This is a genomic window from Burkholderia sp. BCC1208 (genome assembly GCF_902833095.1).
GTDB lineage: Bacteria > Pseudomonadota > Gammaproteobacteria > Burkholderiales > Burkholderiaceae > Burkholderia.
This window is the reverse complement of sequence record NZ_CADFDY010000001.1, coordinates 304,012-318,108: the sequence shown is the minus strand read 5'-3', so window position 1 is coordinate 318,108 and position 14,097 is coordinate 304,012. Positions and strand designations below refer to the sequence as shown.

Below are 14,097 nucleotides of genomic sequence, written 5' to 3'. Positions count from 1 at the left end.
CGAAACGAATCGCGAGAACGCGTCCATGACCCTGCCCAGAACCGCCATCGCCCCGCTGGCATTCGCGCTTTGTTTGCCGCTTGCCGCCTGTCAGACCGCGTCCGGCCCGACGCCCGTGCAACCGTCGCCCGAGACCGCGTCGGCGACCGTTCCCGCGTCTTCGCCGCCGGCCGCGCCGATTCGCGGCATGGGGCTCGCGCCTCGTCTGGCTGGGCAGAGCCACTGGGCCGTCGGTCAATGCACGACCAACGGTACCGTCAAGGTATGCAATTGACCGACGTCGGCGCAATGGCGCGTGATTCGCGCAAACGGGATCGGAGTCCCGACATGCCGCCCGAGTCGATGGACCGGCGGGCGTCGGCACGAGCAGGCGTGCAATGAACGAACGCGAAACGACGAATTCCGGCTGGCACGTCGATCCCGTCGCGGGAACGGTCGCCGGCTCGTTGCCGGTCACGCTGGCAGTCGACGGCCGAAGCCTGAAAAGCAGGGCGGTCGTGTGTGCGGGGCTGGCCGCGGCGAGCCTGTGCGGTTATGTGGCCGCCCCGACGCTCTGGCCGGTGGCGGCGCTGGCCGCGTTGCTGGGGTTGTCCAGTGCCGCATTGTTCGTCTCGTCGCGGCGCAAGATGGCGCTGCAGGTCGACGAGACGGGCTTCCGGCTGATCGGTTCCGCCCGCGAAAAACCTGTCACGCCGTGGCGTGACGTCACGGAATTCCGGATCGTCCGCGTCGCCGGTAATCATTACATCGGCTACCAGTTCTCCGCACATTCGTCGCGCACGAAGGTGCCGGGTGGTGTGATGCTGCCGATCGCCCGGTTTGCCGATCTTCCGCTCGACGCGGTGGCCGAGTTGCTGGAGGCCTGCCGCCGCCAGTTCGGCCTGCCGGACGAACCGGCCGACCGAACGGGCTGACGAGGCCCGAGGGGCGCTCGGTGCACCCAGTGGCTCAACCAAACAAAAAATCTCGTGTGTCGTGTCGATTTCCGCGGGAGTCGTCCGTCGTAGCATCGGAGGCGTGCGCATCGCGCGTCCGTCCCGATTTTCGATACGACAACCGACTGAAGGAGCGACACCATGCCCACGTCCGTCAAGCCGATCCCGGAAGGGATGCGCACGCTGACCCCGCATCTGATCTGCGCGGGCGCAACCGCAGCCATCGACTTCTACAAGCGCGCATTCAACGCGACCGAACGGTTTCGCCTCGCGATGCCCGACGGCCGGCTCGCGCATGCGTGCCTTGCGATCGGCGATTCGACGCTGATGCTGGTGGATGAAATGCCCGAACACGGTGCGATGGGCCCGAAGGCGCTGAAAGGCACGCCCGTCTGCCTGCATCTGTACGTGCCGGATACCGATGCCGCAATCGCAAAGGCGGTCGCGGCCGGCGCGACGATCACGATTCCGGCCGCCGACATGTTCTGGGGCGATCGTTACGGGCAGGTCGAGGATCCGTTCGGGCATCGCTGGTCGCTGGCGACCCATCAGCGCGACCTGACACCCGAGCAGATCGCGGACGCAATGGCTAGCGCGCCGCCTTGCGGAAGCTGACCGACGTCACTGCACGACCGCGGCCGAGCGGCGGCCTGGTTGCGCCGCGGCGGCGCGGCGCGTCCGCGGTCATGCGCCGGCCGTCTTGCCGCGCTGCTTGTGTTCGTACATCCGGTGATCGGCCGATGCGAGCAGGTCGGCGACGGTGCGATGGCGTGCGGGATCGTACGCAACGTGCCCGACGCTGAAACGGATCGCGTAGCCGCGTGAGTCGGCTGCATTGCGCTGCGCGAGCGCCTGCGTCACGCGTTCGATGGGCTGGGCGACGTCGGACGGATCGGTGGCGCTCAACAGCGCGACGAACTCGTCGCCGCCGAGCCGCGCGATGACGTCGCTGTCGCGCAGCGCGTCTGTCAACGTTTCGGCGAACGCCTTCAGCGCGCGATCGCCTTCGGCATGGCCGAAGCGGTCGTTGATCGCCTTGAAATCGTTCAGGTCGAAGAACAGCAGCACGGCGTGGCGGCCGACGCGATCGCACAGGCTCAGCACATGGCGGGCGAGAATCTCGAAGCCGCGGCGGTTCGTCAACTGCGTGAGTTCGTCGGTGGTCGCGAAATGCAGCGCGGCGATCTCGCGCTCGGTCATGTGGGCGAGATCGCCGAGGAGTGCGAGTTCGTCGGGTTCGAGCGAGCGCGGCCGCGTGTCGATCAGGCATAGCGTGCCGATGGGGGCGCCGTTCGGTGCGGCGAGCGGCCGGCCGGCGTAGAAGCGGATGCCGGGCGCGCCGGTGACGAGCGGGTTGTCGTGGAAGCGATCGTCGTTCAGTGCATCCTGGATCACCATCGTATCGCCCGCGAGCAGTGCGTGCGCGCAGAACGACACGTCGCGCGGCGTCTGCGTGGCGTCGAGTCCCGCACGACTCTTGAACCACTGGCGATTCTCGTCGACGAGGCTCACGAGGGCGATCGGTACGTCGAACAGCCGTCGCGCGAGACGCGTCAGGCGATCGAAGCGCTCTTCAGGTGGCGTATCGAGGATCGAGAGCGAACGAAGCGTATCGAGCCGGGCCGCCTCGTCGGTCGGTGTCGGTGCGATTTGCATGGGCCTTGCCTCTTGTCCCGGCCGTTGGGCCGTCATGGGTCGTACGTTGAACAGTATCGCGCATTCCTCGATGCATCGCCACGCTTCATGTCTCGCGGCTGCGGTGAGGGGGCTCGGGAGGGTCGGCGAAGATGCCGTGAGAAGCGGGTGTCATCGCACCGTGTTTCGTTCCGATGCGGAATCGCACAGGCGATACCTCAAGGTGCGCGTCGCCATGCCGTAAATAGGACGAGTCCAATCGTTCATCACATCCCATCGCACCATGGTTCGAATTCTGTACGCGGGCTATCTCGCGTTTGCGCTGTATCTCCTTTACCCGCTGGTTCAGAACACGCTGATGTTCAGCACCGATTGCGTGAGCAGGGTGCTGCCCATGGGCGATCACGGCTTGTCGGCGAATTCGGCAAGCGGTGCGGACGGGCACGCGAACCACTGTATGTCGGGCGCGCATGCCGGCGCAGCGATCGGGCGGGTGCCTGAAATCCATTGAACGCGGCGTCGTCGCTCGTGAGGGGCGCTTCGCGAATTGGCATGCTGGCCATTTGGCCGAATTGAACATCGCGCCATGCTCGCCGATCATCTGCAACACGGCGGCAAAAATGCGGGCGGTCGAGCGCGGGGCGAAAGCGCGTGTCGCGCGTCAGTAGCTGGAGCGGTACGGCGTGCCCTGGTCGAAGCGGCTTTGCCAGTGCGTGAGGTAGCGCGACGCGAGTTGCGGATTGTTCCAGACCACGACGACGTTCTCGGAATTGCGGCTGGCCGCCGACGCACTGTAGTTGAACGAACCCGTTTCGACGTGCTCGGCGTCGATCACGAGGTACTTGTCGTGATGGATCGCATAGGCGTCGATCGTGCGCGTCGGGATGCCCGCGTTGACGAGCAGGTTCAGTGCCTGCTTGCTGCTCTTCGCGCGGTTGCCCTTGTCGTCGACGACCACCGCGACATTGACGCCGCGGCGCTTGGCGGCAAGCAGCGCGCGCGCGACGGGCGGCGACGTGAACGAGTAGGCGGCGACCCGGATCGAGCTGCGCGCCGCGCCGATCGCTTTCAGCACGAGCGCCTCGGCGCCGCCGTCGGGCGAGAATGCCGATTCGACGACCTGGGTCGCGGGTGCTTCGTGAGTGGGGGCCGGCAACCATCGCGACACGAGATCGATCGCTTGCTGGAGCAGCGATTCGCTTTGCGTCTTGCCGAAGGCGGCGAAGGGTGTGGCGAGCAGGGAAGCGGCGAGACAGGCGGCAGCGAGGCGATTGCGCGACAACATCTTGGACAGCGAATAATTTCGAGACAGCGGGCCGTGAGTGTAACGCACGCGTGGCGGCCCGGTCACGTGCGGATGCGAAGCGACGGTGCGCGCGATGATCGGCAGGGGTGGTGGGGGGACGCAAAGTTGCGTTGTCCAGCTCGTGGGTGCGAGCGGGGTGGTCGACGGATAGCGGATAGGGCCGGCGATGGCATGCGATTGCATGCGCCGTTGCAGGGCACGCGAGTGCGAGCAATGCGTGCACCCGGTCGGACGGACGGGGACTCAATGCGGCTTGTCGCCGAAGCACGTGCAACGGGCGCGTCAGCCAGACATTCGCGCGCAGCGCATCGTCAATCCGTCTCTGCAGACGCCCCCGCTTCGTCGGTCGCGATCCATCCGGGCCCAGGCTCTGGCTGCACGTCGCGTGCGTCGAGCGGTTCGCCACAGGCCGAGCATACGGTCACCGCGTGCATCAACTGCCCGCAGGTCCGGTGGCGCAATTGCAACGGCGGCCCCTGGCCGTCGTCCTTCCAGCGATCGCCCCACGCCATCAGCGCGAGCAGCGCCGGGTAGAGGTCGAGGCCCTTTTGCGTCAGTCGGTATTCGAAGCGCGGCGGGCGTTCCTGATACGCGCGCTTCACGAGCACGCCTTCGTCGACGAGCCGCGCGAGCCGTTCGGCCAGCACGTGGCGCGTCAGGCCAAGCTGGGCCTGGAACGCATCGAAGCGGCGGCAGCCGAGGAAGGCGTTGCGCAGGATCAGCATGGTCCAGCGGTCGCCGAGCACGGCGAGCGTGCGTGCGACTGAACAGTTCAGCGTGCCGATGTCGTCCCATTTCATCGTCGAGTCTCTTGCCTCTTGCGGCGGTCTTGCGGCGGTTCAGCGAAATAGCGGGTTCGATTATAGAACCCACCTTCGGTCGCAACACGCTCAGCCGCGTTGACAACGGCCGGTATCGTTGACAATAATGAGTTCCAATTTAGAACTTACTCGCGCGGCGACGCGCTTTCAACCCGGAGACAACCCGATGAATCCGCTTTCCCTGTCTGGCCTCGATCTGCTGCGTGCCGCCGCGTCGGGCGACGCGCCCCTTGCGTCGATTTCCGAGACGATCCCGATGCGTCCGCTCGACGTCGAGCTCGGTTACGTGAAGTTTTCGGCGCGGGCGGACGGTCGGCACCTGAATCCGCTGGGCGGCGTGCACGGCGGGTTCGCCGCGACGGTGCTCGATTCGGTCACTGGGTGCGCGGTGCATTCGATGCTGGACGCGGGCGTCGGTTACGGCACCGTCGATCTGCACGTGAAGATGCTGCGGCCCGTGCCGCGCGACGTCGAGCTGATTGCGGAAGGGCGCGTGATTCACCTCTCGCGTTCGCTGGGCGTCGCGGAGGGCACGCTGAAGACGCCGGACGACAAGATCGTCGCGCACGCGTCGGCGACCTGCTTCATCCAGCGGCCGCAGTGACGCAAGGCGGCAGCACCGTCGTCCGAGCAGGCGCGTGACCGCTGGGCACCCGCAAGGCACGCTCGTAAGCGTGCGCGGCGCCCGCCTGAAGCAATCGCGTCGATGTGATAGCGTTCCTGCTTTCCACCGACGCGACAGGAACAGCATGGAATACCGCACACTCGGCGACTCGGGCATCCAGGTCAGCCTGATCGGTCTCGGCACGATGACGTGGGGCGAGCAGAATTCGGAGCGCGACGCGCACGAGCAGATCGACTATGCGCTCGGGCAGGGCGTGACGCTGATCGACGCCGCGGAGATGTATCCGGTGCCGCCGAAGCCCGACACGCAGGGCCGCACCGAGCAATACATCGGCACCTGGATCGCGCAGCATCGCGCGCAGCGCGACCGCATCGTGCTCGCGACGAAGATCGCGGGGCCGGCGCGGCAGCCGCACAATCCGCGCCATATTCGCGGTGAGGGCAACCAGTTCGACCGCAAGAACCTGACCGAAGCGCTCGACGGCAGCCTCAAACGCCTGCAGACCGACTACGTCGATCTCTACCAACTCCACTGGCCCGACCGCAGCACGACCACGTTCGGCCGACCCGCGTATCCGTGGGTCGACGACGCGTACACGGTGCCGATCGAGGAAACGCTCGGCGTGCTCGCGGAATTCGTGAAGGCCGGCAAGGTGCGCGCGATCGGCGTGTCGAACGAAACGCCGTGGGGTGTCGCGCAGTTCCTGCGCGCGGCCGAGCGGCTGGGGCTGCCGCGCATCGCGAGCATCCAGAATCCGTACAGCCTGCTGAACCGCACGTTCGAAAACGGGCTGTCGGAATTCACGCATCGCGACGGCGTCGGCCTGCTCGCGTATTCGCCGCTCGCGTTCGGCTGGCTGTCCGGCAAGTACGAGAACGGCGCGCGTCCGGCCGGCGCGCGCATCACGCTGTTCGAGCGCTTCCAGCGCTACAGCAAGCCGCAGGCCGTCGAGGCGACGTCGCGTTACGTCGCGCTCGCGCAGCGTCACGGGCTGTCGCCCGCGCAACTGGCGCTCGCGTTCGTCAACAGCCGCCCGTTCGTGCGCAGCAATCTGGTCGGCGCGACGTCGCTCGAGCAGTTGAAGGAGAACATCGGCAGCATCGATGTGACGCTGTCCGACGAGATCCTCGCCGAAATCGACGCATTGCACGAACGGCAGCCGAATCCGGCGCCGTAAACGGCGCGCGACCCGCGCGGCAGCGATGCCGCGACGGGCCGCGTCGGCGGCGCATTGCCGCGCCGTCGCTTCCCGCGTCAGCGCATCTTCAGCCGCGTGCGCGCGACGAACAGCGCGGCGAGGCTCAGCAGCGCACATCCGATCAGATAGAGCGCCGGCGACAGCCGGTTGCCGGTCGTGCTGATCAGCCAGGTGATGACGAACGGCGCGAAGCCGCCGAACAGCGTGACGCCGGTGTTGTAGCTGACCGCGAGCCCGGTGGCGCGTGTCTGCGACGGGAACAGTTCGGCCATCAGCGCCGGCAGCGCGCCGCAATACATCGCCTTCAGCGCGCCGATCCAGACCAGTGCGGCAAGCATCGTCGCGAACGACGCGTGGCGTGTGAGCCATGCGAACGTCGGCCACACGGTCAGGAGCATCAGCACGGCCGCGACCGCCATCATGCGGATCCGCCCGGTGCGGTCGGACAGATGGCCGACGACCGGCGTGACGAGCGTCAGCACGAAGCCGGTCGCGAGCGTCGCCGCGAATCCCGTCGATGCCGGCAGCCCGAGCTGCTTGATCGCGTAGGTCGGCATGTACAGGATCATGTAGTTGATCGCGGTTGAAATCACGAGCACGCCGGTCGACAGCAGCAGCCGCACCTTCTGGTCCGCGAACAGCTCGCGCACCGGCGCTTCGGAGCGTGCCTGCGTCTTGAACTCGACGCCTTCGTCGACGTAGCGGCGGATGTACAGCCCGACCGGGCCGATCGCGAGGCCGAACAGGAACGGCACGCGCCAGCCCCAGCTTTCGAGTTGCGCGGAGCTCAGCGTGGCCGTCAGCAGCGCGCCGAAGCCCGACGCGAGCAACGTCGCGAGGCCCTGGCTCGCGAACTGCCAGCTCGACATGAAGCCGCGCCGCTGCGGCGCATGCTCGACGAGAAACGCGGTCGAACTCGCGAATTCGCCACCCGCGGAAAAGCCCTGCATCAGCCGCGACAGCATGATCCCGAGCGGCGCCAGAATGCCGATCGACGCGTAGGTCGGCATCAGCGCGATCAACAGCGTGCCGGCCATCATCATCGCGATCGACAGCAGCAGCGACGCCTTGCGGCCCGCGCGGTCCGCGTACGCGCCGAGCACGAAGCCGCCGATCGGCCGGATCAGGTAGGACAGCCCGAACGTGCCGAGCGTCAGCATCAGCGACGTCGCTTCGCTCGTGGCAGGGAAGAACAGCTTGGCGATCGTGACCGCGAAGAAGCCGTAGACGATCAGGTCGAACCATTCGAGCGCGTTGCCGATCGACGCCGCGAAGATGATGCGCCGGATCTTCGCGGCGCTGGGGCGCGCGGCGTCCTGCGAGGTCAGGGTGGTCGTATTCATCGTGTGTGCAGTCCCGTGAAAGGGGCGAAGCGCGTTACAGGGCGGCGCCGGCCGCGGCGGATGCCGCGCGGCGAACGGGCGGCGCGTCGTCGCCGAGATCCCAGAAGAGGCCGGCCATCATCTGCAGCCCCTCGCTGACGACGCTGGCGAGCAGGTGCTCGTCGGGCGCGTGCTGCGAGCACGCCGGGTACGAGTGCGGCACCCACAGCGTCGGCAGCCCGAGCGTGTCGGCGAACACCTCGTTCGGCAGCGTGCCGCCGAGATTCGGCAGGATCGCGGGCTTCTTGCCGGTGGTGCGCGCGAGCGACGCGACGGCCCAGCGGACCCACGGATCGTCCGGCGGCACGCGCGTCGCCGGCGCGCCGCGTTCGACGTCGATCTCGATGTCGGCGAAGCCGTGCGCATCGAGATGCGCGCGAAGGTGCGCAGGCAGCGCTTCCCAGTCGGTGCCGACGACGAAGCGCAACTGGCAATGCGCATACGCGACGGGCGGGATCGCGTTGACGGGGTGCTCGGGGTTGCCGGCCTTGAACGCGAGAATCTCGAACGTGTTCCAGCCGAATACGCGCTCGGCGGCGGACAGGCCGGGCTCGCCCCAGTCGGCGTCGAGCGCCGGATCGCCGGGGCCGCCGCCGACCGAAAGATCGGCGAGCGCGTCGCGCACCGCGGCCGGGATCGGCGGGGGGCGCAGCCCCGCGACGCGAATCGCGCCGCGCGCGTCGACGAGGCTCGCGAGCGCATGCGCGAGCACGATCGCCGGGTTGCGCAGCAGTCCGCCCCAGTTGCCGGAGTGATGTGCGCCGTCGCGGGCGCGCAGGCTCAGCTTGAAGTTGACCGCGCCGCGCGAGCCGAGGAAGACCGTCGGGCGCGCGGCGGCGATGCGCGGGCCGTCGGACGCGATCAGCACGTCGGCCGCGAGCGCGTCGCGCTCCTGGCGGCACAGCGCGTCGAGGCCCGGCGACCCGGTTTCCTCGCCCATCTCGATCAGCAGCTTCGCGTTGAAGCCGAGCCGGCCGCCGCGCGCATCGAGCACGCTCGCCAGCGCGGCCAGGTTGATCGTGTGCTGACCCTTGTTGTCGGCGCTGCCGCGGCCGTACCAGCGGTCGCCGTCGGCCGTCAGCGTCCACGGCGACAGCGGCGCGCGCCACTGCGCGTCGTAGCCGCGCACGACGTCGCCGTGGCCGTAGATCAGCACGGTCGGCAGCGCGTCGTCTTCGTGGCGCGACGCGAGCAGGAACGGCCCGCCGCCGTCGACGGGATTCTCGACGATGCGCGACGTGAAACCGAGGCCGGCGGCCTCGGGCGCGATCTCGTCGGTCAGATAGGCGCGCAGCGCGGCGTCGCTGCCACTTTCCTGGCTTTCGGTGCGCAGGCCGACGCGGCGGCTCAAGGTGGTGAAGAACGCGCCGGATTCGAACTGGTTCAGTGCATGCTGGATGGCGGCGTTGCGGCTCAAATCGTGTCTCCTCTGATGGTTCGCTGTGCGCGGGCCGTGCCCGCAACGTGAAGTGCGATCGATTCTAGAAAGCCGGTTTTTTTGTCACAATAATCGAATTTCGAACCTTTCTTTGCCGAAAAGGCAAAGCAGCGCGGCCGGATGCGGCGCGGAGACAGAACGATGGCGGCTTTCCTGCATGGTCTGGCGTTGCGATATTTCGTCGAGGTAGCGCGTACCGGCTCGATCAGCGATGCGTCCGCGCGGCTGCACGTGGCCGTGTCGGCGATCAGCCGCCAGATCGCGAAGCTGGAGAGCGAACTCGGCGCGCCGCTGTTCGAGCGGCGGCCGCGCGGAATGGCGCTGTCGGAGGCCGGCGAGCGGCTGTTGGCATTCGCGCAGCGCAGCCTGCTGGAGGCCGAACACGTGATGAAGGACATCGGCGGGCTCGACGCGCTGCACGGCAGCCTGCTGAAGATCGCGTGCTCGGAAGGATTCGCGATCGATTTCCTGCCCGGCGTGCTCGCGAGCTTCAAGGCGCGCCATCCGGGCGTCGATTTCACGGTGTGGGTGGTGTCGCCGGCGGACGCGACCCGGCGCGTGCGCGACGGCGATGCGGACATCGCATTGACCTTCAGCCTCGCGCCGGAGAAGGGCGTGCGCGTCGACCACACCGAGCGCGCGCCGGTCTTCGCGCTGGTCCGGCACGATCATCCGCTCGCGGCGCGCGACGCGGTGTCGCTTGCCGATGTCGCGCGGCACGCGCACGTGCTGCCTGAAGCCGGCACGACGGTGCGCCAGTTGATCGACATCGCATGCGCGCTCGACGGGTTGCTGCTCGAGCCCGAACTGACGAGCAACAACACCGCGGCGATGTACGGCTACGCGCGGCGCACGGGCGCGGTGATGTTCACCGGGCTGTTGTCGGTGCGCGATCGCTCCGATGCGGACGGCTTCGTCGCCGTGCCCCTGACGAACCCGCAATTGCGCGAACGCAGCATCCAGGTGCAGACGATGGCGGGACGCGATCTGCCCGCGTCGGTGCGCGCGTTCCGCGACCACCTGATCGATGCGATGCAGGCCGCCTCGCCGCCGCCGACTGCCGCGCGACGCCCGGGACGCCGGCCCGTGAGATAATCGTCAATCCGCCTTTCCATGCCCATGCGGCTCTTCGAGCCGCATCGCCCCTGTTCGACGCCAAATTGAAGAACCTGATTGTCACCCTCGATCGCGCTGGCGAGTTCGACGAGATCATCGACGTGCGCACGCCGCTCGAGTTCGCCGAGGACCATATTCCCGGCGCGCTGAACGCGCCCGTGCTCAGCAACGAAGAGCGCGTGCTCGTCGGCACGATGTACCGGCAGGTGTCGCCGTACGAGGCGACGCGCGTCGGCGCGGCGATCGTCGCGCGCAACATCGCGCGCCATCTCGACACGACGTTCGCCGACCGGCCGCGCAACTGGCGCCCGCTGATCTACTGCTGGCGCGGCGGCAAGCGCTCGGGCTCGATGACGACCTGGTTCAACCTGATCGGCTGGAAGGCGCGCCAGCTCGACGGCGGCTACAAGGCGTACCGCCAGTCGGTGTGCGCGACGCTTGACTCGCTGCCGACGCGCTTTCGCTATATCGCGCTCGTCGGCCATACGGGCTGCGGCAAGACCCGCCTGCTGAATGCACTGCGCGACGTGGGCGCGCAGACGCTCGATCTCGAAGCGCTCGCCTGTCATCGCGGCTCGCTGCTCGGCGCGCTGCCGGGTAAGCCGCAGCCGGCGCAAAAAGGGTTCGATTCGGGGCTCGTCGAGACGCTGGCGCGTTTCGACCCCGAATGGCCGGTATTCGTCGAGTCGGAAAGCCGCAGGATCGGGCTCGTGCAGTTGCCGATCGCGCTGATCGAAGCGTTTCACGCGGGGCCGTGGGTGCAGGTCGAAGCGGCCCACGACGAGCGGATCGCGTTCCTGCTCGACGATTACGCGCACCTGTTCGACGACCCGGACGCGTTCAAGGCGCAGCTTCATCGGCTGATCGGCCTGCACAGCCGCGAAGAGGTGACGCGCTGGAAGGGGCTGATCGATACCGGCGCGCGGGCCGATTTGTTCGCCGAACTGATCGACAAGCATTACGATCCCGCCTATGCGCGCACTTACCGCGCGACGTACAACAAGCCGAACCGGGCGCTGACGTTCACGTTCCGGCCCAACGCAGCCGACGTGCGCGATCAGGCGCGCACGCTGCTGGCCGAGCTCGCGCAAGCCGGATTGCCCGCGTCGGCCGCGCTTGCCGCCGGCGCGACAACCGCAACCGACAAAGACCAATCGACGACCACCGCACGATGACGACCACACGTACCCAACCCACTCCGGCGCTCGGCTGGATGACCTTCCTGCTGATCGCGATCGCGGGCCTGTTCTATGTGAAATGGTTCCCGTACTACAACAAGGCGTTCGTTGCCGCAGAGCACCATTCGATCGGCCAGTCGATCCTGATGGGCACATCCGCGGCCGCGCCCGAACCGTCGCTGAAGGCGGCGCTCGACTACGCGTGGGCATACGGCAAGGCGATCTGGCAGGCGATGGTGCTCGGCCTGCTGCTCGGCTCGGCCGTGCAGGCGCTGTTGCCCGCGCACTGGGTGGCGCGCGTGCTCGGCCGCACGGGCTTCGGCAGCGTCGCCGCGGGCGGGCTGCTGTCGCTGCCCGGGATGATGTGCACGTGCTGCGCGGCGCCGGTCGTGGCGGGCTTGCGTGCGCGCCATGCGTCGCCCGGCGGCGCGGTCGCGTTCTGGCTCGGCAATACGGTGCTGAACCCGGCGGCGCTGGTGTTCATGGGCTTCGTGCTCGGCTGGCACTGGAGCGCGCTGCGCCTCGTGCTCGGCATCGCGATGGTGTTCGGGATCGGCTATCTGCTGAACCGCATCGCGCGTCCCGAAGACCGCAGCATCGACGATGCGCAGCTCGCCGCGCTGGCGGCCGAGCAGGCCGCGGCCGGCAATCCGTTCGTCCGCTGGGTGAAGCTGCTCGCGCGCATGGCCGTGCGGCTCGTGCCCGAATACATCGTGCTCGTGCTGCTGCTCGGCGCCGCGCGCGCGTGGCTGTTCCCGCATATCGGCCCGGACATCGGCAATCATCTCGGCTGGATCGTCGCGTTCGCGGTCGCGGGCATGCTGTTCGTGATCCCGACGGCCGGCGAGGTGCCGATCATCCAAGCGATGCTGTCGCTCGGCATGGGCGTCGGTCCGGCCGCTGCGCTGCTGATGACGCTGCCGCCGATCAGCGTGCCGTCGCTCGCGATGCTCGCGCGTTCGTTCAAGCCTTACATGCTGGCGATCGTCGCGACGCTCGTCGTCGTGTTCGGGATCGCGAGCGGCTTGCTCGCGATCGCGTTCGGGTTCTGACGCATGCAAACGGCGCACCCGGAGCGCGCCATCGTCGTATTCATCCGGCGCCGCCGCTTCACGTGTGCGGCGCCTTTTACAAGAAGCAAACAGGAAAACGCATGACCCAACCGAAGATCCATCCTCGACTCGAAAAGGCGCTGACGCGCGGCGATCTCGCGATCCGCCAGGCCAATTCCGCGCGGGCGACTGCCGTGCTGCATGCACTCGGCACGATGATCATCGAGGCCTCCGCAACGATCGGTGTCGAGGCGAGCATCGACATTCCGCAAGGCGATCGCATTTACGATCCCGTCAACGGCCTGTGGCCGCAGAAGATGCTGGTGTCGTTCGACGGCCCGGTGGACGAAGCCGACAAGGAAGAGCTGCGCACGGTCTATCTGCTGGCCGACGATCCGGGCACGCAGTTCCGCGTCGAATGGCATCGCGCGGACGGCAAGCTCGGCCGCCAGGAAGGCGGCCCGCTCGCGACCGTCGCGTTCCTGACCGACGTCGAAATTCCGTGGAGCGACGACGACGAGTAACGTCGTCGCATGAAGCCGGCGCCCGGTGCGCGGTGCCCGGCGCGCCGGCCGTCAGCGCATCATCCGCCGCCGGAACAGCCACGCGGACAGCAGGAACCCGCCGAACGCGTAGCCGGCGAGCACCGCGACGTGCAGCGCGATGTCGGCCGCCGGCCGGCCGAGCATCGCAGGGCGGATCAGCTCGACCGCGTTCGCGAGCGGCAGCGCCTGCGCCGCGTGCTGCGCGAGCGGCGGCAACTGCGTGATCGGGAAGAACACGCCTGACAGCAGCAGCATCGGCGTCAGCACGAGCGTCTGATAGAACATGAAGAAATCGTAGGACGGTGCGAGCGCCGTGACGATCATCGCGATGCTGGCAAACGCGAGGCCGGCCAGCGCGATCACGGGCAGCACCGCGAGCATCGACGGAAACCGCGCGTAGCCGAGCCCTCCCGCGACGAGCATGATCGCGCCTCCCGACAGCATCGCCTTGCTGGCTGCCCAGACGATCTCGCCGAGCACGATGTCGCCGAGTGCGAGCGGCGTATGCATGATCGCTTCCCACGTGCGCTGCACGTGCATCCGCGAGAAACCCGAATACATCGATTCGAAGCTCGCGGACATCATCACGCTCGAGCCGACCGTGCCGGCCGCGAGGAACGCGATATACGACACGCCGTCGACATGGCCGAGCATCAGGCCGAGCCCGAAACCCAGCCCGAACAGATAGATCATCGGATCGGCGAGATTGCCGAACATCGACGCGAGCGCGAGCTTGCGCCACACGAGATAGTTGCGCCGCCAGACGGCGATCCAGTTGCTGGCGTTCGCCGGCATCGCTATCGCGAAGCGCGATTCGCGCGGCGGGGCCGATCGCGCGGTGGCGGAATAGTTACGGACGTCCATGG

The 14,097-nt window shown here is 67.8% G+C and carries 16 protein-coding genes; 10 read left to right on the top strand and 6 right to left on the bottom strand.

Going from position 1 to position 14,097, the window contains the following annotated elements; translation table 11 throughout:
- The first annotated feature begins 25 nt into the window (after window positions 1-25).
- The 3 genes from HWX09_RS33940 (at window position 26) to HWX09_RS01390 (ending at window position 1,550) form a co-directional block, all read left to right on the top strand.
- Window positions 26-274: a hypothetical protein gene (locus HWX09_RS33940; protein WP_080681337.1), complete on the top strand. Its 249-nt coding sequence runs from the start codon at window positions 26-28 to the stop codon at window positions 272-274.
- A gap of 103 nt (window positions 275-377) precedes the next feature.
- Window positions 378-914 (top strand): hypothetical protein, encoded by a 537-nt coding sequence (locus tag HWX09_RS01395; protein WP_027784361.1) that lies wholly within the window; start codon window positions 378-380, stop codon window positions 912-914.
- A gap of 162 nt (window positions 915-1,076) precedes the next feature.
- A complete protein-coding gene (locus tag HWX09_RS01390) occupies window positions 1,077-1,550 on the top strand; it encodes a VOC family protein (RefSeq protein ID WP_027784362.1) in 474 nt (157 codons plus the stop codon).
- A 69-nt stretch (window positions 1,551-1,619) separates the two neighbouring features.
- Here HWX09_RS01390 and HWX09_RS01385 read toward each other — a convergent pair whose 3' ends face one another.
- Window positions 1,620-2,591 carry a sensor domain-containing diguanylate cyclase gene (locus tag HWX09_RS01385; RefSeq protein ID WP_027784363.1) on the bottom strand — a complete coding sequence of 324 codons (972 nt, stop codon included), beginning with the start codon at window positions 2,589-2,591 and terminating at the stop codon, window positions 1,620-1,622.
- A 262-nt stretch (window positions 2,592-2,853) separates the two neighbouring features.
- Here HWX09_RS01385 and HWX09_RS01380 point away from each other — a divergent pair, with 262 nt between their 5' ends.
- Entirely contained in the window at window positions 2,854-3,081 is a 228-nt protein-coding gene (locus HWX09_RS01380; protein ID WP_027784364.1) for a hypothetical protein, read from the top strand.
- Window positions 3,082-3,231: 150 nt separating this feature from the next.
- On the opposite strand, the gene HWX09_RS01375 is transcribed toward HWX09_RS01380, so the two are convergent.
- Window positions 3,232-3,855, bottom strand: coding sequence for a phospholipase D family protein (locus HWX09_RS01375; protein WP_027784365.1), 624 nt, complete (start codon window positions 3,853-3,855; stop codon window positions 3,232-3,234).
- 332 nt (window positions 3,856-4,187) lie between these two features.
- Window positions 4,188-4,676: a helix-turn-helix domain-containing protein gene (locus HWX09_RS01370; RefSeq protein ID WP_027784366.1), complete on the bottom strand. Its 489-nt coding sequence runs from the start codon at window positions 4,674-4,676 to the stop codon at window positions 4,188-4,190.
- A gap of 187 nt (window positions 4,677-4,863) precedes the next feature.
- Here HWX09_RS01370 and HWX09_RS01365 point away from each other — a divergent pair, with 187 nt between their 5' ends.
- On the top strand, window positions 4,864-5,301 hold the full coding sequence (locus HWX09_RS01365; RefSeq protein WP_027784367.1) for a PaaI family thioesterase: 438 nt from the start codon (window positions 4,864-4,866) through the stop codon (window positions 5,299-5,301).
- A gap of 145 nt (window positions 5,302-5,446) precedes the next feature.
- Window positions 5,447-6,499, top strand: coding sequence for an NADP(H)-dependent aldo-keto reductase (locus tag HWX09_RS01360; RefSeq protein ID WP_027784368.1), 1,053 nt, complete (start codon window positions 5,447-5,449; stop codon window positions 6,497-6,499).
- Between the two features lie 77 nt (window positions 6,500-6,576).
- Here the strand turns inward: HWX09_RS01360 and HWX09_RS01355 are convergent, their stop codons facing one another.
- Both HWX09_RS01355 and HWX09_RS01350 read right to left on the bottom strand, forming a co-directional pair.
- Window positions 6,577-7,863 carry an MFS transporter gene (locus HWX09_RS01355; RefSeq protein WP_027784369.1) on the bottom strand — a complete coding sequence of 429 codons (1,287 nt, stop codon included), beginning with the start codon at window positions 7,861-7,863 and terminating at the stop codon, window positions 6,577-6,579.
- 34 nt (window positions 7,864-7,897) lie between these two features.
- Window positions 7,898-9,319: a M20 family metallopeptidase gene (locus HWX09_RS01350; protein WP_027784370.1), complete on the bottom strand. Its 1,422-nt coding sequence runs from the start codon at window positions 9,317-9,319 to the stop codon at window positions 7,898-7,900.
- Between the two features lie 162 nt (window positions 9,320-9,481).
- Between HWX09_RS01350 and HWX09_RS01345 the strand changes: the two genes are divergently transcribed.
- The 4 genes from HWX09_RS01345 to HWX09_RS01330 all read left to right on the top strand — a co-directional run bounded on the left by HWX09_RS01345 (window position 9,482) and on the right by HWX09_RS01330 (window position 13,210).
- Window positions 9,482-10,435: a LysR substrate-binding domain-containing protein gene (locus HWX09_RS01345; protein WP_027784371.1), complete on the top strand. Its 954-nt coding sequence runs from the start codon at window positions 9,482-9,484 to the stop codon at window positions 10,433-10,435.
- Between the two features lie 65 nt (window positions 10,436-10,500).
- Window positions 10,501-11,631, top strand: coding sequence for a tRNA 2-selenouridine(34) synthase MnmH (gene mnmH / locus HWX09_RS01340; protein ID WP_027784372.1), 1,131 nt, complete (start codon window positions 10,501-10,503; stop codon window positions 11,629-11,631).
- The gene (locus tag HWX09_RS01335; protein WP_027784373.1) at window positions 11,628-12,686 is read left to right on the top strand and encodes a permease; all 1,059 of its coding nucleotides are present in this window, start codon (window positions 11,628-11,630) and stop codon (window positions 12,684-12,686) included. The genes mnmH and HWX09_RS01335 overlap by 4 nt, the downstream gene beginning before the upstream one ends.
- 101 nt (window positions 12,687-12,787) lie before the next feature.
- Window positions 12,788-13,210, top strand: a complete 423-nt coding sequence (locus HWX09_RS01330; protein ID WP_027784374.1) for a hypothetical protein — start codon at window positions 12,788-12,790, stop codon at window positions 13,208-13,210.
- Window positions 13,211-13,261: 51 nt separating this feature from the next.
- Here the strand turns inward: HWX09_RS01330 and HWX09_RS01325 are convergent, their stop codons facing one another.
- The gene (locus tag HWX09_RS01325; RefSeq protein ID WP_027784375.1) at window positions 13,262-14,095 is read right to left on the bottom strand and encodes an ABC transporter permease; all 834 of its coding nucleotides are present in this window, start codon (window positions 14,093-14,095) and stop codon (window positions 13,262-13,264) included.
- Between the last annotated feature and the right edge of the window lie 2 nt (window positions 14,096-14,097).